The organism is Serratia sp. MF1(2023), assembly GCF_030954545.1.
Classification (GTDB): domain Bacteria; phylum Pseudomonadota; class Gammaproteobacteria; order Enterobacterales; family Enterobacteriaceae; genus Serratia; species Serratia sarumanii.
In genome coordinates, this window is sequence record NZ_JAVHUX010000028.1 from 36,324 (window position 1) to 54,010 (window position 17,687).

Genomic DNA, 17,687 nt, shown 5'->3' on the forward strand with positions numbered 1-17,687 from the left:
TTGCATTTGCCGCCATCCGTGCTGCCTTCTCAGTCCGTTGCAACGCTTTTGCACAACACCGCGCAGAAATGAAACTGAGTCAGTAAAAAGGAATCTGGAGAGTGGGGAGGATGAATATACTGCGCGCGGGTGCTCTGGATCTTTGTATCTGGAGCCTGCGTGAAAGGTACAAAGAGAAAAGCCCCGAGTCGATATCCATCAACCCGAGGCCAACTCTAACGCCAGACAACGTTAAGTTAGCCTCTTACCCGCCGCGAGGCAAGGAGAAGAAGGCATGATGCCGAACAAACGGAGCCTGTTAAAATTGGTGGTTATTTGTGCCACGGTAATATCACTGGCATGGATAACCCGCAGCACGCTGTGTGAGCTGCGGATCCGATCGGGCAACACGGAGGTTGCGGCCATTTTGGCTTACGAATCCGAACGGTAAGGCAACCCGGCGGCGGGGGATGTTCCCCGTCTGCTGATTGTTGGCGTCCAGATCCACGAGCACCCTCTCAACGCTTTCGGTTTTCCGCCGCACAGGGGCAGAGAAACGGGTTTATGCCCGCTTCATCTGCTGTGCCAGCAACATGCGGCCAAACAGCGCGCCGCCCGCCAGCAGCTGCGAGGCGATCAGCACCGCAAAGCCTGAAGACACCTTGCCCTGGCTGGCCATCACCATGCCCATCGCCATCGGCACAAACGCCGAGAACATATTGCCGATGCCGTTGATCAGCCCATAGGCGCTGCCGACCGCCTCCGGCCGCGCATAATGTTGCAGCAGCGTGGGTATCGCCGCGCCCTGCGCCCCCCAACAGGCGTTGGCCGCCAGCAGGAAGAAGGCGATCCAGCCAAGCTGATGGCTGTGCATCACGCCATAAATGCACAGCGCGGTCGCTGCGCCGCCGCAGACGAAGATCAGCGGCGCCTGATAAGGGCGGATACGATCGAGCAACACGCCACCGAGGTATTTGGAGGCGATGCTGACGATGAAAGGCAGCGCGGCCATCCAGCCCATCTGCTTGATGGAAAACCCCTTTTCATCGGTCAGATACGCCGGCAGCCAGGCGCTGGAGCCCCACAGATAGCTGAGCGTGGCGATCTCGATCAGCAGGATCCAGCCGAGCATCGGCGTGCGCCAGGCCAGTGCAAAGGTGCGCCAGACGCGGTTCAGCACCGGTTGCGGATCGGCAGGGCGTGAAGATGAGGATAAGGGGAGCGGGTGAACGAACAGCCGCACCAGCGCCAGCCCCAGCAGCAGGTTGAGCAGCGCCAGCAGGTGAAACGACATCGCCCAACCGAAGTGCGCCATCAGAAAACTCACCAGCGGAAAGCCGAGCACCAGCCCCAACGAAACGCCCAGCGCGCTGACCGCGTTGGGCTTGCCGCGCTCGTCGGCGGCGAAATGCTCGCCGATGTACATGGTCTTCAGCGAGAACAGCGGCCCTTCGCTGACGCCAAGCAGCGCGCGCACCACGCACAGCAGCATCAGCGATCCCGCCAGCGGCGAGGCGGCGGTGAGCAGCGCCCACAGCACCACGCTCAGCGTCAGCGCGCGGCGGTAGCCCATCAGCGTTTCCAGAAACGGCGTCAGCAACATGGCGGACAGCCCGTAGCCGAGCAAAAACACCGTCATCAGCGTGCCCTGGTGAGCGCGGTCACCGCCAAGTTGGAAGTGTTGCAGGAAGTCGGGATTGACCAACATCACGGCGATATTGACCCGATCCGCATAGGCGATAACGATCAGAAACAGCAGGGCGATCACTCCAAACCAGCGTTGACGTTGTTGCACGGCGCGTTCCTCAGTGCGAGCGGTTGACGAATTCAGGCAGCAGCAAACTCACCCGAGGATGCCAGTTAGCGCAAACGCGGGAGGATGAGGCTGATTGATGTAAAATTATTGTTATCAAATAGGGTGTGAAAGACAGAGAGAAAACACTTTTACGCGCAATGCGTCGCCGGAATCAACGCGTTTTTTGCCATAAATTAGCAGGGGAGCGCACAACTGACATAGGTTTTTCATATCGGTGCATTATTTCGTGATCCTTCCCGCATTTGTCATTTTTAAACAACCTTTCATTAACATTTGCCGTTCCGCTCGCTTGACGAAAGTTTCGCCACACTTATAGTGACTGTATTAAATAAGAAACTGAGTTTCATATATGAAACAATCAGATAGAGGATAAAAGCAATGAGCTGGAAGAATGTGTGCGAAGTGTCTCAGGTGAAAGAAGATTTTCCTTTTTCCGGCAACGTGGAAGGAAAAGAGATCGGGGTATACCTGCTCGACGGTAACTACTACGCGCTGGAAGACGTCTGCCCGCATGCCTATGCCTTGCTCAGCCAGGGGTTTGTAGACGACGGCAAGGTTGAGTGCCCGTTGCACGAAGCGCTGTTTGACGTGCGCACCGGCCAGTGCCTGCGCGAGCCGGGCGGCCGCGATCTGCAAACCTATCCCACCCGGGTGGTCGACAACCAAATCCAGATCACCTTTATCGCGGAGGAGTAATCATGCAGCACATCACCGATTTCAATCCCTGGCTGCCGGACACCCAACAGGTGACGCCGGCCCGCGAAGGCGGCAACGGTCAAATCCATCAGCCGGGCCAATTTCGCAACGTGATCTGGCAAAACCGTGCTCGTGTGCCGGACGGTTTCGAAACCGCCCTGGTGGCGGCGCTGGAAACGATCTTCGATCAGGGCGCGGAAGAGCTGGAGCAGATCGTCAGCGCGTTGAATCAGCGCCGCCTGTTCGATCGCAGCGGCCAACCGTGGAATGAGGCGACGTTCCGCGAATTCCTTCACGTTAACGGTTTCTGAGCCACATCCGGGAGAAGACAATGACAGCAAATACAACATCCTCCGAACAGAGCTTGCAGGACTATCTTGACCAGGGGCTGCGCGGCATGTGGTATCCGGTGCTGGCCTGCTGGGAAGTGGGCAACAATCCGGTCGGCATCACTCGTCTGGAGCAGCAAATCGTGGTGTGGCGCGACGGTGAAGGCCAGATCCACGCGCTGGAAGACCGCTGCCCGCACCGCGGCGCGCGGCTTTCCATGGGATGGAACCTCGGCGATCGCATCGCCTGCTGGTATCACGGGGTGGAGGTCGGCGGCGACGGCACGGTGAAAGACGTGCCGGCGGTGGATCGTTGCCCGCTGGTGGGGCAAAAATGCCTGCGGTCTTACCCGGCCAAAGAAGCCTACGGCGCGGTGTTCCTTTATTTCGGCGTGACGGCGGATGAAGCGCCGGCGGAGCTGACTTTCCCGCAAGAGCTGGCGGACGAAGCGTCGTACAGCAATTTCCTGTGCACCGCCAGCTGGAACTGCAACTACCAATACGCCCTGGAAAACGTGATGGATCCGATGCACGGCACCTACCTGCACTCCTCCTCGCACTCGATGGCGGAAGGGGACCGCAAGGCGGATATGGGGCTGGAGCCGACCGACAGCGGGTTTATCTTCAAGAAAAACGGCCAGATTGGCGTCAACTTCGACTGGGTGGAGTTCGGCAACAGCGGCGCGTATTGGATGCGCCTGTCGATCCCGTACAAAAAGCGCTTCGGGCCGGGCGGTCACTTCTGGATCATCGGCATGGTGGTGCCGGAAGACAAGGATCACTGCCGGGTGTTCTTCTGGCGCATCCGCAAGGTTAAAGACTGGCAGCGCGACATGTGGCGCTTTATGTACCGCAACCGCCTGGAATCGTTGCATTGGGACGTGCTCGAGCAGGATCGCATCGTGCTTGAAAATATGGCGCCTAACGCTCGCGGTCGCGAATATCTGTACCAGCACGACGTCGGCCTTTCGCGCCTGCGCCGCCTGATGCAAAAAGAGGCGCAGAAACAGCTGGCGACGCTGCGCGAGCGGGAGGCGGCGCAGTGAACGGCCTGCTGAACGGCAAACGCATCGTGGTCACCGGGGCGGCGCGCGGCCTGGGCTACAGCTTCGCCGCCGCCATCGCCGCCGCCGGCGCGCAGGTGGTGATGTGCGACATTCTGGCGGATGAGCTGGCGGCGAGCGGCGCCGCGCTGCGTGAGCAGGGCGCTCGAGTGGAAACGCAGACCATCGATCTGGCGTCACCGGATTCGATCCGTTCGGCGTTCGAGAAGATCGCCGCAGGCGGCGGGATCGACGGTCTGGTGAACAACGCGGCGCTGGCGACCGGCGTCGGCGGCAAAACCATGATGGAATACGATATCGATCTGTGGGATCGGGTGATGCAGGTCAACGTGCGCGGCACCTGGCTGGTGAGCCAGGCGGCGGTGCCGCTGCTGGCGCGCAGCCCGCACGCCAAGATCGTCAACGTGGCGTCGGACACTGCGCTGTGGGGCGCGCCGCGCCTGATGGCCTATGTCGCCAGTAAAGGCGCGCTGATCGCGATGACCCGCTCGATGGCGCGCGAGCTGGGCCCGCAGGGGATCTGCGTCAACGCCATCGCGCCGGGCCTGACGCGGGTGGAAGCCACCGAGTATGTGCCCGCCGAGCGCCATCAGCTGTACGAGCAGGGGCGCGCGCTGGCCGGGGCGCAGCACCCGGACGATGTGAACGGTACGGTGCTTTATCTGCTGTCGCCGCTGGCGGATTTCGTCACCGGCCAACTGCTGCCGGTCAACGGCGGCTTTGTATTCAACTGACGGCCCGCAGGGCCGGCGCACAGCGCAGGAGCGAGAGATGGCGGACGAGCAAGCATGTAAGTATCTGATCCCGGGGCTGGATCGCGGGTTGCAGCTGCTGCTGGCGTTTGGCGAGCAGCATAAGGAAATGACTTTCGCCGAGTTGCATCGCCTGGTCGATATGCCGAAGGCCACCGCCTACCGTGTGGTGCAGACGCTTGAGCACCTGGGCTTTCTGGAGCGCAATCCGCGCACCAACACCTTTGCGCTCGGCATCAAGGTGCTGCGCCTCGGCTTTGAATACATCGCGTCGCTGGACGTGGCGCAGGCCGGCCAGCCGGTGATTGAGCAGCTGCGCGATCGCAGCCAGTGCAGCAGCCATCTGGCGATCCGCGACGGGCGCGACGTGATCTACATCGCCCGCGTCAGCGCCGCCGGTTCGCAGATCAATCAGGTCAGCGTCGGCACTCGCTTGCCGGTGCATCAAACCTCGCTGGGTCGCATGCTGTTGACCAGCGCCACCCGCAGCGAGTTCGAACAACTTTATCCGGACGCGCAGCTGCCGGGCAATGCGCCGGGCACCCCGGCGGATCGCGAAACGCTGTGGCAGATGGTGCAGCAAGACAAAGCGCGCGGCTATGTGATCGGCGAATCGTTCTTCCGCCACGGCATCTCCTCGATCGTCTACCCGATCTTCAACCGCGAGCAGCGGGTCGAGGCGGTGGTCAGCATCATGGTGCCGTCCGATGAGATCCCGAAAGCGGATCGCGAGCGGCTGCGCATGGAAGTACGCGACGCGGCGGAGAAAATTTCCGGCTTCCTCGGCGCGCCGCCGCAGGCCAACGTCGGCTAACCGAAAGGACCGACTCTTTTACTCAGGCAGGGATAAGGCCCGTAGCAAACAGGGGCCGGGGTTCACTCATGCCTGAAAACCGTATGCAGCGAGAACGTGAGGCTGAACAATGAGCGTAATCGGAATCGAAAAACTGGAATTTGGCGTCGAAGATCTGCCAACCTGCGAAAAATTCATGCAAGACTTCGGCCTGCAGCCCGCCACGCAACATTGGGGCGAACCGCAGCGCGAATTCACCACCCTGAGCGGGGCGCGTGTCGTCCTGCATCCGTTGCAAAGCGCGGCGCTGCCTGCGGCGTTTGAGGGCGGTTCTACCCTGCGCCGCATGACCTGGGGCGTGGCCTCGCCCGCCGAGCTGGCGCGCCTGCAGCCGCGTTTGGCGTTGATGCCCGGCTTCCGGCAGGTGGGAGAAGAGCTGGAATGCCTCGATCCCAACGGCATGACGCTGCGCTTCGTCGTCAGCCGCCAGCAGGCGGTCGAGGTGCCGGTCACGCCGATCAACCAATGGGGCGACGTGCGCCGCATCGATCAACCCAGCCCGGTCTATGCGCAGGCGCAGCCGATCAACATTGGCCACGTGGTGTTCTTCGTTGAGGATCTGGCGGCGACCGAGCGTTTCTATCGCGAGCTGTTGGATTTCCAGGTTTCCGATCGCTATATCGATCGCGCCGTCTTCCTGCGTACCCAGGCGCGCGGCGGCCACCATAACCTGTTCCTGCTGAAGCTGCCGAACCGCCCACGGGGCCTGAACCACGTGGCGTTCACCGTGCGCGATATCCACGAAGTGATCGGCGGCGGCATCGCCATGAACAAGGAGAAGTGGAGCACCTTTATCGGCCCCGGCCGCCACCCGATCTCCTCGGCTTATTTCTGGTACGTCAACAGCCCGACCGGCGGCGCGTTCGAGTACTACACCAACGACGATTATCTGACGGAAAACTGGCAGCCGCGCGAGCTGGAGCATTCGTTGGTCTCCTTCACCGAATGGGCGGTAGAGGGCGGCATCGATCACGACACGCGCCGCCAGCATAAAAAGGCGGCGGCGTTATGAACCGGCCGGAACATGCGGGCATCGTGATCGTCGGCGGCGGCCAGGCCGGCGGCTGGGCGGCCAAGACGCTGCGCGATCGCGGTTACAGCGGCCGGCTGACGGTGGTCAGCGACGAACCCTACGATTTTTACGAGCGGCCGCCGCTGTCGAAAGCGGCGCTGCTGGATGCCGCGGCTCCTCTCAGCCGGCTGTTCAGCGAACAGACGGTGGCGGAGCTGAATATCGACTGGCGTCGCCCGCTGCGCGCCGAGTCCATCGATGCAGAACAGCAAATCGTCACGCTCAGCGACGGGCAACGGCTGCAGTTCGAGCAGTTGCTGATCGCCACCGGCGGTCGGCCGCGTTTGCCGGGCGCCGCCTGGGCGCAGCACCCGCGCGTGATGACGCTGCGTTCCTGGGACGATGCGGCTCGGTTGCGGCAGGGCCTGCAGGGTTGCCGCCGCCTGGCGATCGTCGGCGGCGGTTGGATCGGGCTGGAGATCGCCGCTTCCGCGCGCCGTCTCGGCGCCGAGGTGACGGTGTTTGAACGCCAGCCCGCGCTGTGCATGCGCAGCGTCGGCGCCGACGTTTCACAGGCGTTGCTCGAACTGCATCGTCAGCAGGGCGTCACGGTGCTGTGCGGCTGCGGCGAGATCTCGTTGGAAGATCGCGACGGCGCCGCCTGCGCGATGCTCGACGCCTTCGCCGCACCGTATGACGACGTGGCCTGGCTGTGGTCGGATCAATACGACGCCAATATCCAGATCCTCGGCGTGCCGAGCGGCGGCGTGCACCATGTGGTGCGCCGCACGCCGCAGTCGCAGGTGTTCTTCACGCTGAACGCCGATCGGCAGCTGGTGCAGATGGTGGCGTTCAACGATGCGCGCACCATCAAGCTCGGCAAGCGTTGGCTGGCGAGCGGCCGGGTGCTGGATCCGCAGCAGCTGGCGGATGCGGAGTTTTCTTTGATGGCGTTGAAATAACGCCCGAACCTCGGGAGCGTTTTATGACTACGCAAGACATTGACGCCCGCGCTGGACGGGCGGGGGAAGCCGTTGCCGAAAATCCGCAGCAGCGGGTGCGCTGGTCGGTGCCGATCGCGCTGTTCGCCTGCGTGCTGCTGGCGTTTTTCGACAAGATCAGCATCGCAGCGCTGTTTTCCGATAGTGAGTTTCAGCAGGCGTTGGGCATCGGGTTTGACCCGGCGCGGCTGGGTTTGCTGATGAGCGCGTTTCTGTTCTCCTACGGCATTTCCTCGATGCTGCTCAGCGGCATCGGCGATCGGCTTAATCCGGTCAAGGTATTGATTGGCATGATGGTGGTGTGGGGCGTACTGATGGTGTTGATGGGGATGACGCGTTCCTATCACGCCATGATGACGCTGCGCATTCTGCTCGGCATCGCCGAAGGGCCGCTGCTGCCGATGGCCTACGCCATTATTCGTCAGGCCTTCCCGCCGCAGCTGCAGGCGCGCGCCACCATGCTGTGGCTGCTCGGCACGCCGCTGGGCGCCGCGCTTGGCTTCCCGGTCACCCTGTACATTCTCAATACCTTCGACTGGCAGGCCACCTTCTTCTTTATGGCGTTTCTGACGCTGCCGGTGATGTTGCTGGTGCTGTTCGGCATGCGCCACCTGAACGTCGCGCGCCCGGCGGCGGCAACCAAGCCGGCGGTGTCCGAACGCAAACAGCATCGCCGCGAGCTGCTGCGCAGCCCGCACTTTTGGATGATCTGCCTGTTCAACATCGCCTTCCTGACCTACCTGTGGGGCATGAACGGCTGGTTGCCGAGCTATCTGATCAAGGGGAAAGGCATTCATCTGGAGCATGCCGGTTACCTCTCTTCGCTGCCGTTCATCGCCATGCTGCTCGGCGAAGTGCTGGGCGCCTGGCTGTCGGACAAGCTGGATCGGCGCGCGCTGGCCTGTTTCCTGTCGCTGTGCGGCGCCGGCCTCGGTCTGGCGGTGGTGCTGCACCTGCAGGGTACCTACAGCGTAATCGCCGCCATGGCCTTCAGCACCTTTATGTGGGGCGCCGGCGCGCCGAATATTTTCGCGCTGTTGGCGAAGGCGACCAGCAGCAAGGTCAGCGCCACCGCCGGCGGCATCTTCAACGGGTTGGGCAATTTTGCCGGCGCGCTGGCGCCGGTGCTGATGGGGGCGTTGATCGCCGCCACCGGCAATATGGATAACGGCCTGCTGTTCCTGGTGGTGATGGCTTTCGTCGGCTGCCTCATTCTGCTGCCGTTACTGAGAAAGTACTGATTAATCAATCGATTCAACAGAGGAGTGACAACATGTCTCAGGTTGAGAACAAAGCCGGCGTTAAGCCGCAGGATCTGTCGATGGAAAACTGGGTAGAGTCGCGCATCGCCCGTTTCGAAGGCCGTAAATACGACTGGAACGCGCTGAAATTCCAGGCCGACTTTGATCCGAAATACCGCCGTGCGCAGATGCGCTACATCGGCACCGGCGCCACCGGCGTGGCCAGTGACGCCAACACCATTCCGGCGGGCAACTTCACCTTCTCCACCATGGTGCTGCCGTCGAAGTGCGAGGGCCCGCTGCACCTGCACGACGACGTGGAGGAAGTGTTCTTCATGCTGAAGGGCAGCATCACGCTGATGATTCAGGACGGCGAAGAGTATTACGAAACCAGGCTGAAAGAGCGCGATCTGATCTCGGTGCCGGCGGGGGTATATCGCGGCCTGTTCAACCACGGTGAGGAAGAAGCGCTGATGTGCGTGATGCTCGGCACCGCCAAGCCGGAGATCCCGACCTATCAGGCGGATCATCCGCTGTCCAAAGTGAAGCGCAACTGATGAACGGCCTGGCGCAACGCCAACGGGCACGCTGCGGGGCGTATACCCTGAGCTGGCGCGAGGCCGGGCAGGGGCGGCCGGTGGTGTTGCTGCATGGCATCAGCTCCGGATCGGCCTCGTGGATCAAGCAGCTCAACGATAGCGGCCTGACGGATGGCCACCGTCTGTTGGCGTGGGACGCGCCGGGTTACGGCGGTAGCCTGCCGTTGGCGCATCCGCAGGCCGATGCCGCCGGTTATGCGGCGGCGTTGGCGGCGCTGATTGATGAGCTGCAGCTGGCGCAGCCGCTGATCGTTGGCCATTCGCTGGGGGCGCTGATCGGCAGCGCCTATGCCGCCGGCTATCCGGACGGGTTATGCGGATTGGCGTTGGCGGATCCGGCGCAGGGCTATGCCACGGCGCCGGAGGAAAAACGCCGGCAGGTCTATGGCCAGCGCCAACAGATGATAGAGACGCTGGGGCCGGTGGGCTACGGCGAGCAGCGGGCGGCGGCCTTGCTGCGTGAAGGGGCGGATCCGCAGGACATCGCCTGGGTGCGCAACGGCATGCAGCAGCTCGATCCCGACGGCTTTCTGAGAGCCGCCTGGATGCTGGCCAACGACGATATCGGCCGCTATCTGGCGCGCTATCGCGGCCCGCTGGAAGTCTGGTGCGGTGAGCAGGATCGCATTACGCCGCCGGAGAAGGCGGCCGAGCTGGCGCGTGAGCAGGACGCGACGCTGCGTTTGATCGCCGCCGCCGGCCATGCCAGCTACCTCGACGCGCCGGCGTGTTTCAACCGCTATCTGCGGGACTTTACGGGAGCAATCCAACGATGAATTTTCAGCTTGAAAACCGGGTGGCGGTGGTGACCGGCGGCTCGTCGGGCATCGGTTTCGAAACCCTGAAGCTGCTGCTGGCCGAAGGGGCGAAGGTGGCGTTCTGCGGCCGCGATCCGGACAAACTGGCCGGCGCGGAGGCCAGCCTGCGTGCGGACTTCCCGCAGGCGGAGATCCTGGCGCTGCGTTGCGACGTGCTGGACGCGCAGCAGGTGGCGCAGTTCGCCGCTCAGGTGACAGCGCATTTCGGCGGCGTGGATCTGCTGATCAACAACGCCGGTCAGGGCTTCGTCGCCCATTTTGACCAGACGCCGCGCGAAGCCTGGCTGCATGAGGCCGAGCTGAAGCTGTTCGGCGTGATCAACCCGGTGCAGGCGTTCTTACCGGCGCTGGAACGGTCGGCGATCGCGTCTATCACCTGCGTGAACTCGCTGCTGGCGCTACAGCCGGAAGAACACATGATCGCCACCTCGGCGGCGCGCGCCGCGCTGCTCAACATGACGCTGACGCTGTCGAAAGAGCTGGTGGGCAAAGGCATTCGCGTTAACTCGATCTTGCTGGGGATGGTGGAGTCAGGCCAGTGGCGCCGCCGTTTCGACGAGCGCAGCGATAAAGATCAAAGCTGGGAACAGTGGACGGCGGCGATCGCCGAACGGCGCGGCATCCCGATGAAGCGCCTGGGCAAGCCGCAGGAGCCGGCGCAGGCGCTGCTGTTCCTCGCCTCGCCGCTGGCTTCCTTTACCACCGGCGCGGCGCTGGACGTATCCGGCGGCTTTAACCGCCATGTGTAGCAGGGGCCGATAAAGATGAAGAAGATCATGATGATTGGCTACGGCGCGATGGCGAAGGAAGTGATCGCCCGTTTGCCGGAAGGCGTGGAGGTTGGCTGGATCCTGGCGCGCGCGGCTCATCATGCGGCGATCGCCGCGGCCTTTGGCGGGCGGGTGCAGGCGCTGACCCATCCCGAGCAGTGTTTGCAGCGGCCGGATCTGGTGCTGGAGTGCGCCAGCCAGCAGGCGGTGGCGGAGTTCGGCGAAGCGGTGCTGCAGCGCGGTTGGCCGCTGGCGCTGATCTCGACCGGCGCGCTGGCGGACGCCGCATTGCAACAGCGGCTGCAGCAGGTTTGCCGCCGCCATCACGGGCAGCTAATCGTGCTGTCCGGTGCGGTGGCGGGGATGGATGGGCTGGCGTCAGCGCGCGAAGGCGGGTTGGAGAGCGTGACTTATCAGGCCAGCAAAAGCCCGGCCAGCTGGCGCGGCAGCCCGGCGGAGCAGCTGATCGACCTCGATGCGGTGAGCGAAGCGCAGGTATTTTTTGAAGGCTCGGCGCGCGAAGCGGCGCGTTTGTTCCCGGCCAATGCCAACGTGGCGGCCACCATTGCGCTCAACGGCCTGGGGATGGACGCCACCCGGGTGCGCCTGCAGGTCGATCCCGCCACCCGGCGCAATACCCATCGTCTGCAGGTATGCGGCGACTTTGGCGAATTTCACATCGAGCTGAGCGGCACCCCGCTGGCGAGCAATCCCAAAACATCAACCCTGGCGGCGCTGAGCGCGGTACAAGCCTGTCGCCGTCTGGTGGACGGCGGTTTTATTGCCTGAACGGCAGGAGCGGAGCATGGAACGATTGAATATTTTTGTCGCCGGGCGCTGGCGTGAAGGGCGTGGCGAAGAGATGGCTTCGGTATTCCCGGCCGACGGCAGCGTCAACGCGCGGTTGCGCGCCGCTAACGTCGAGGACGTGAACGAGGCGGTGGAAGCGGCGGAGCGCGCCTGGCGCGCGCCGGAATGGCGCGGGCTGGTGCCGCATCAACGCGCCTCGATCCTCTACCGCGTCAGCAACCTGATCCTGGCGCAGCAGGAGCAGTTGGCCGAGCTGCAAACCCGCGACAACGGCAAGCCGCTGGCCGAGACCCGTGGGCTGGTGGCCAGCGCGGCGGCGACCGCGCGCTACTTTGCCGCCGCCTGCGAGGTGTTGGAAGGCGAGTTGCCGACCCCGCGCAGCGCTGAGGTGATGACGCTCAGCCAGTACCAACCGATGGGGGTGATCGCCGCCATTACGCCGTGGAACTCGCCGATCGCCAGCGAAATGCAGAAGGTGGCGCCGGCGCTGGCGGCGGGCAACGCGGTGGTGCTCAAACCGGCCGAAGCCACGCCGCTGATGGCGCTGAAGCTGGCCGAGCTGTTCGAACAGGCGGGCCTGCCGGCCGGGCTGCTCAGCGTGTTGCCGGGCAAAGGTTCGGTGATCGGCGAGGCGTTGGCGCGCCATCCGCTGGTGAAAAAGATCGCCTTTACCGGCGGGACCAGTACCGGGCGCCATTTGGCGCACATCGCCGCCGACAAGCTGATCCCCACTTCGCTGGAATTGGGCGGTAAGTCGCCGACCATCGTGCTGGAGGACGCCGATCTGGAACAGGCGGCGCGCGGCATCTGCTATGGCATTTTCAGCTCCGCCGGCCAGGCATGCATCGCCGGTTCGCGGCTGTTCGTGCATCGTTCGCTGTGTCAGCCGCTGCTGGCGCGCTTGACCGAACTGACGGCGGGGCTGCGCATCGGCAACCCGCTGGTGCCGGGCGTGCATCTCGGCCCGCTGATCAGCGCCAAACATCGGCAAAGCGTGGCGGACTACGTGGCGCTGGCGCGGCAGGAGGGCGGCCGGGTGATCATCGGCGGCGAAGCGCCGGCCGATCCGCAACTGGCGAGCGGTAGCTATTACCTGCCGACCATTATCGAAGGCTTGAACAATGACGCCCGCGTTTGCCAGGAAGAGATCTTCGGCCCGGTGCTGGTGGCGCTGCCGTTCGACGACGAGCAACAGCTGACTGAACAGGCTAACGACTCGGTGTACGGCCTGGCGGCTGGCATCTGGAGCCGCGACTTCCCTCGTGCGATGGCGCTGGCGGAGCGGCTGGAAACCGGCACCGTCTGGGTCAACACCTACAAAACGTTCTCGATTTCCACGCCGTTCGGCGGCTTCAAGGAGAGCGGGCTGGGCCGCGAAAAAGGCCTGAACGGCATCAAGGCCTACATGCAGCAGAAAAGCGTGTATCTGGCGCTGAGCCATCAGGTGAATCGCTGGAGCGACTAGGCCGACACCTCTACGCATAACCCTAATAACGAATACCCTAAGAAGGCAGATGATGAGCGATAAAATCACGGTTGGCGAGGCGATAGCCCGGACTCTGGAACAGTACGCGGTGTCGGCGATGTACGGCATCATTTCGATTCATAATCTGCCGATCGCCGATGCGGTGGGGCAGCGCGATAAAATTCGCTTCGTGCCGGCGCGCGGCGAAGCGGGGGCGGTCACCATGGCCGACGCGCACGGGCGCTTCTCCGGCCTGGGCGTGGCGTTGACCAGCACCGGCGCCGGCGCCGGCAACGCGGTGGGGGCGATGATTGAGGCGCTCAACGCCAACACGCCGCTGCTGCATATCACCGGCCAGGTGGAAAAAGCCTATCTGGACGCCGACGCCGGTTTTATTCATGAAACCCGCGATCAGCTCGGCTTCCTGCGCGCCTGCTCCAAACGCGCTTACCGGGTCAATTCGCCGGAGCAGGCGGTGGCGGTGATCCAGCGGGCGATCCTGGATGCGCAAACCGTGCCCTGCGGCCCGGTGGCGGTCGAGATCCCGATCGATATCCAAAGCAGCCTGGTTTCCCGTTCGGTGCTCACCGAGCCGTTGGCGCCGGCGCCGCTGCCGAAGGCGGACGATGCGGCGGTGGAACGGCTGCATCAGCGGCTGAAACAGGCCAAGCGTCCGCTGCTGTGGTTGGGGGGCGGCGCCTTGGCCTGCGGCGACGCGGTGCGCAAGCTGGCGGACGCTGGCGTAGCGGTGATCTCCAGCACCCACGGGCGCGGCATTCTGCCGGACAGCCATCCGCGCAGCCTGCGGGCGTTCCATAACTCACCGAGCATCGAAGCGATCCTGACGCAGTGCGATCTGACGCTGGTGGCCGGTTCGCGCCTGCGCAGTAATGAAACCCGCACCTGGACGCTGCCGCTGCCGCGTCCGCTGGTGCAGATTGACATCGATCCGGCGGCGGCCAACCGCAACTATCTGGCCGATGAACAGATCAACGGCGACTGTGCGGCGCTGCTGTCGGCGTTGGCGGCGCGGCTGAGCCCCGGCGAGAAGGTCAACGCCGAGTGGGATGCCGAGATCGCGGGGGCGGTGCAGCAGGCGGAGCGCGCGCTGCGCCAACAGTCCGGCGAATACGCCAAACTCAACGACGCCATCGACGCCGCGCTGCCGCAGGACGGGCTGTTGGTACGCGATATCACCGTTTCCGGCAGCGTCTGGGGCAGCCGTCTGTTCCGTGCCATCTCGCCGCTGTGCAACATTCACTCGCTGGCGGGCGCCATCGGTATGGGGCTGCCGATGGCTATCGGCACCGCGATCGCCAACCCGCAGCGCAAGGTGGTGGGGCTGGTGGGCGACGGTGGTTTAGCGCTGGGCCTGGGCGAGCTGGCGACCATGGCGCAGGAACAGGTGAACATCACCCTGATTATCATGAACGACGGCGGTTATGGCGTGATGCGCGGCATTCAGGACAAGTACTTCGCCGGGCGTCAGTATTACAACGAGCTGCATACGCCGGCCTTTACCCAGGTCGCCGAAGCGATGGGGTTGAAAGCCTGGAAGGTGGACGCGGCGTCGCAGTTCAACGGCGTGCTGGCCGAGGCGATCAACTACCCGGGGCCGTCGGTGGTCGAGGTGGACATGAAGCAGGTCGGGCCGCTGACCTTCGCCGGGCCGCCGCAGAAGACGCTGTATTGAGACGATAAAAAACGCCCGGCGATTGCCGGGCGTTCTCGTGGTTATTTCTCTGCTGCGATGCGATCGCGAATGTGCTGAGCGCGCGCTTGGGAAGACGGGTGATCGTCGAACATGCTGCTCTGACGGCCGGCTTCCATCTGGGCCAGTTTTTCGAAGCTGGTGGCCAGGCCATTCGGATCGATGCCGCGCTTTTTCAGCAGATCGAACGAGTAATCATCCGCTTCGCTTTCCTGCTTCTGAGAGAACTGGGCGCTGACCAGCTTCTCGCCGATGTCCGCCAGCTGCGACTGCGACAGCGAGCCGATGACGCCCCCGGCGGAGGACGCCGCGGTGCGCAGCGCCACGGTGCCGTAAGCCACCTGCATCGCCTTACGGGTGTGGCCCAGCGCCACGTGGCCCATTTCATGGCCCAGCACGCCTTCGACTTCGTTGTCGTTCATCATGTCCATCAGGCCGCTGTAGACGCGGATGCAGCCGTTGGCCATCGCCCAGGCGTTGACGTCTTTGGTCACGTAGACCTTGTAGTTGGCCGGGGTGCCGTTGATGTTGTCGCCCAGCGCCGCGGCGATTTTGTTGAGACGCTTGGCGTAGGTGCTGTCGGCCGGCGCGATTTGTGCCTTGCTGTCCATCTCGGCGCAGGATTTATCACTCAGGGCCTTAACGTCGTTGTTGCTCAGGGTCGCCGCCTGGAACGCCTGCGCGCCGGACTGCATCAAGGTTTCGGTATTCAGGTTTTGACAGCCGGTTGCCAGGGAGGCAATGCCCAACGCAATCAAAGAGGTACGGATCTTCATAACGCCATCTTCCTGTGAAGGTAACAAGGTAAAAGAGTCATTTTGCTTGGAGGAAATCTTGTTGCAAGAGCCTAGTGTACGCCAGCCGGGGCGAGAATAGTGTTATTCCGAAAAAGCGTCCAATCGTGCTAATAAGTGGTGAACTCGCTCTCATTTGGCATTAGGGATTGCCGTTGTGATGTGGAGTCTGAGAAAATAGGGAACTTGACTGCTTTTTTTATCCGACCTGGAGTAAAACATGTCCTCTCGTAAAGAGCTTGCCAACGCCATCCGCGCACTCAGCATGGACGCCGTACAAAAAGCCAATTCCGGCCACCCCGGTGCCCCTATGGGCATGGCGGACATCGCCGAAGTCCTGTGGCGTGACTACCTCAACCACAACCCGACTAACCCGCACTGGGCTGACCGCGACCGTTTCGTGCTCTCCAACGGCCACGGCTCCATGTTGATTTACAGCCTCCTGCACCTCACCGGCTATGACCTGCCGATGCGCGAGCTGGAAAACTTCCGTCAGCTGCATTCCAAAACCCCAGGGCACCCGGAGTACGGCTACACCCCGGGCGTTGAGACCACCACCGGCCCGCTGGGCCAGGGCATTGCCAACGCCGTCGGCTTCGCCATCGCCGAACGCACCCTGGCGGCGCAGTTCAACCGCCCGGGTCACGACATCGTTGACCACCACACCTACGCCTTCATGGGCGATGGCTGCATGATGGAAGGCATCTCGCACGAAGTCTGCTCTCTGGCCGGTACCCTCAAGCTCGGCAAGCTGACCGCTTTCTACGATGACAACGGCATCTCCATCGACGGCCACGTCGACGGCTGGTTCACCGACGACACCGCCCTGCGCTTCGAAGCCTACGGCTGGCACGTGGTGCGCAACGTCGACGGCCACAACCCGGACGCCATCAAGGCCGCGATTGAAGAAGCCCGCAAGGTGACCGACAAGCCGTCGCTGCTGATGTGCAAGACCGTTATCGGCTTCGGTTCGCCGAACAAGGCCGGCACCCATGACGTGCACGGCGCCGCGCTGGGCGCCGCCGAAGTGGCCGCCACCCGCGAAGCGCTGGGCTGGAAATACGCCGCCTTTGAAATCCCGCAGGACATCTACGCCCAGTGGGACGCCAAGGAAGCCGGCCAGGCCAAAGAAGCGGCCTGGAACGACAAATTCGCCGCCTACGCCAGGGCCTTCCCGGAGCTGGCCACCGAGTTCAAGCGCCGCATGAACGGCGAGCTGCCGGCCGACTGGAAAGCCGACGCCAAGGCGTTCGTGGAAAAACTGCAGGCCAACCCGGCCAACATCGCCAGCCGCAAGGCGTCGCAGAACGCGCTGGAAGCGTTCGGCAAGGTGCTGCCGGAGTTCCTGGGCGGCTCCGCCGACCTGGCGCCGAGCAACCTGACCATGTGGTCCGGCTCGAAAGCGCTGAACGTTGACCCGGCGGGCAACTACATTCATTACGGCGTGCGCGAGTTCGGCATGACCGCCATCACCAACGGCATCGCGCTGCACGGCGGCTTCCTGCCGTACTCGGCGACCTTCCTGATGTTCGTGGAATACGCCCGCAACGCGGTGCGCATGGCGGCGCTGATGAAGCTGCGCAACGTGTTCGTCTACACCCACGACTCCATCGGTCTGGGCGAAGACGGCCCGACCCACCAGCCGGTGGAGCAGCTGGCGAGCCTGCGCGTGACCCCGAACATGAGCACCTGGCGTCCGTGCGACCAGGTGGAATCGGCGGTGGCGTGGCAGTACGGCATCGAGCGCAACGACGGCCCGACCACGCTGGTGTTCTCGCGTCAGAACCTGACCCAGCAGCCACGCACCGCAGAGCAGCTGGCGAACGTGTACCGCGGCGGCTACGTGCTGAAAGACTGCGCGGGCACGCCGGACGTCATCCTGATTGCCACCGGCTCCGAAGTGGGCATCACGGTGGAAGCGGCGGACAAGCTGACCGCGGCGGGCCGCAAGGTGCGCGTGGTGTCGATGCCGTCGAC

General features: G+C 63.5%; 18 protein-coding genes. 16 read left to right on the forward strand and 2 right to left on the reverse strand.

Features of this window, described 5'->3' with window-relative positions; translation table 11 throughout:
- The first annotated feature begins 277 nt into the window (after window positions 1-277).
- A complete protein-coding gene (locus REA38_RS14565; RefSeq protein WP_033638576.1) occupies window positions 278-430 on the forward strand; it encodes a Hok/Gef family protein in 153 nt (50 codons plus the stop codon).
- A gap of 111 nt (window positions 431-541) precedes the next feature.
- Here REA38_RS14565 and REA38_RS14570 read toward each other — a convergent pair whose 3' ends face one another.
- Window positions 542-1,774 carry an MFS transporter gene (locus REA38_RS14570; RefSeq protein ID WP_308886099.1) on the reverse strand — a complete coding sequence of 411 codons (1,233 nt, stop codon included), beginning with the start codon at window positions 1,772-1,774 and terminating at the stop codon, window positions 542-544.
- Between the two features lie 399 nt (window positions 1,775-2,173).
- Between REA38_RS14570 and REA38_RS14575 the strand changes: the two genes are divergently transcribed.
- From REA38_RS14575 to REA38_RS14640, 14 genes are all read left to right on the forward strand, one after another.
- Window positions 2,174-2,491 (forward strand): non-heme iron oxygenase ferredoxin subunit, encoded by a 318-nt coding sequence (locus tag REA38_RS14575; RefSeq protein ID WP_033632120.1) that lies wholly within the window; start codon window positions 2,174-2,176, stop codon window positions 2,489-2,491.
- Window positions 2,492-2,493: 2 nt separating this feature from the next.
- Window positions 2,494-2,802 (forward strand): recombinase-like helix-turn-helix domain-containing protein, encoded by a 309-nt coding sequence (locus REA38_RS14580; RefSeq protein ID WP_004937617.1) that lies wholly within the window; start codon window positions 2,494-2,496, stop codon window positions 2,800-2,802.
- 20 nt (window positions 2,803-2,822) lie between these two features.
- Window positions 2,823-3,866: an aromatic ring-hydroxylating dioxygenase subunit alpha gene (locus REA38_RS14585; protein WP_308886100.1), complete on the forward strand. Its 1,044-nt coding sequence runs from the start codon at window positions 2,823-2,825 to the stop codon at window positions 3,864-3,866.
- Window positions 3,863-4,618 (forward strand): SDR family oxidoreductase, encoded by a 756-nt coding sequence (locus REA38_RS14590; protein ID WP_049195186.1) that lies wholly within the window; start codon window positions 3,863-3,865, stop codon window positions 4,616-4,618. Before REA38_RS14585 ends, REA38_RS14590 begins: the two co-directional genes overlap by 4 nt.
- A gap of 37 nt (window positions 4,619-4,655) precedes the next feature.
- Complete coding sequence (locus REA38_RS14595) at window positions 4,656-5,450, forward strand: IclR family transcriptional regulator (RefSeq protein WP_004937625.1); 795 nt, start codon at window positions 4,656-4,658, stop codon at window positions 5,448-5,450.
- 109 nt (window positions 5,451-5,559) lie between these two features.
- The gene (locus REA38_RS14600) at window positions 5,560-6,501 is read left to right on the forward strand and encodes a VOC family protein (protein WP_060423044.1); all 942 of its coding nucleotides are present in this window, start codon (window positions 5,560-5,562) and stop codon (window positions 6,499-6,501) included.
- Window positions 6,498-7,463 (forward strand): FAD-dependent oxidoreductase, encoded by a 966-nt coding sequence (locus REA38_RS14605; protein ID WP_308886101.1) that lies wholly within the window; start codon window positions 6,498-6,500, stop codon window positions 7,461-7,463. Before REA38_RS14600 ends, REA38_RS14605 begins: the two co-directional genes overlap by 4 nt.
- A gap of 23 nt (window positions 7,464-7,486) precedes the next feature.
- A complete protein-coding gene (locus tag REA38_RS14610; RefSeq protein ID WP_033635897.1) occupies window positions 7,487-8,743 on the forward strand; it encodes an MFS transporter in 1,257 nt (418 codons plus the stop codon).
- Window positions 8,744-8,775: 32 nt separating this feature from the next.
- Window positions 8,776-9,300 carry a cupin domain-containing protein gene (locus REA38_RS14615; protein WP_308886102.1) on the forward strand — a complete coding sequence of 175 codons (525 nt, stop codon included), beginning with the start codon at window positions 8,776-8,778 and terminating at the stop codon, window positions 9,298-9,300.
- Entirely contained in the window at window positions 9,300-10,118 is an 819-nt protein-coding gene (locus REA38_RS14620; RefSeq protein ID WP_060427010.1) for an alpha/beta fold hydrolase, read from the forward strand. Before REA38_RS14615 ends, REA38_RS14620 begins: the two co-directional genes overlap by 1 nt.
- Window positions 10,115-10,909, forward strand: coding sequence for an SDR family oxidoreductase (locus REA38_RS14625; protein ID WP_049235414.1), 795 nt, complete (start codon window positions 10,115-10,117; stop codon window positions 10,907-10,909). The genes REA38_RS14620 and REA38_RS14625 overlap by 4 nt, the downstream gene beginning before the upstream one ends.
- A 15-nt stretch (window positions 10,910-10,924) precedes the next feature.
- Window positions 10,925-11,719, forward strand: a complete 795-nt coding sequence (locus REA38_RS14630) for an aspartate dehydrogenase (protein WP_033635893.1) — start codon at window positions 10,925-10,927, stop codon at window positions 11,717-11,719.
- Between the two features lie 16 nt (window positions 11,720-11,735).
- Window positions 11,736-13,205, forward strand: coding sequence for an aldehyde dehydrogenase (locus tag REA38_RS14635; protein ID WP_308886103.1), 1,470 nt, complete (start codon window positions 11,736-11,738; stop codon window positions 13,203-13,205).
- A 52-nt stretch (window positions 13,206-13,257) separates the two neighbouring features.
- Window positions 13,258-14,898, forward strand: coding sequence for a thiamine pyrophosphate-binding protein (locus tag REA38_RS14640; RefSeq protein WP_308886105.1), 1,641 nt, complete (start codon window positions 13,258-13,260; stop codon window positions 14,896-14,898).
- 41 nt (window positions 14,899-14,939) lie between these two features.
- On the opposite strand, the gene REA38_RS14645 is transcribed toward REA38_RS14640, so the two are convergent.
- Window positions 14,940-15,692: a M48 family metallopeptidase gene (locus REA38_RS14645; RefSeq protein ID WP_308886106.1), complete on the reverse strand. Its 753-nt coding sequence runs from the start codon at window positions 15,690-15,692 to the stop codon at window positions 14,940-14,942.
- Window positions 15,693-15,930: 238 nt separating this feature from the next.
- Between REA38_RS14645 and tkt the strand changes: the two genes are divergently transcribed.
- Window positions 15,931-17,687: transketolase (gene tkt, locus REA38_RS14650; protein ID WP_308886108.1), on the forward strand; the 1,757-nt coding region annotated here is incomplete at its 3' end.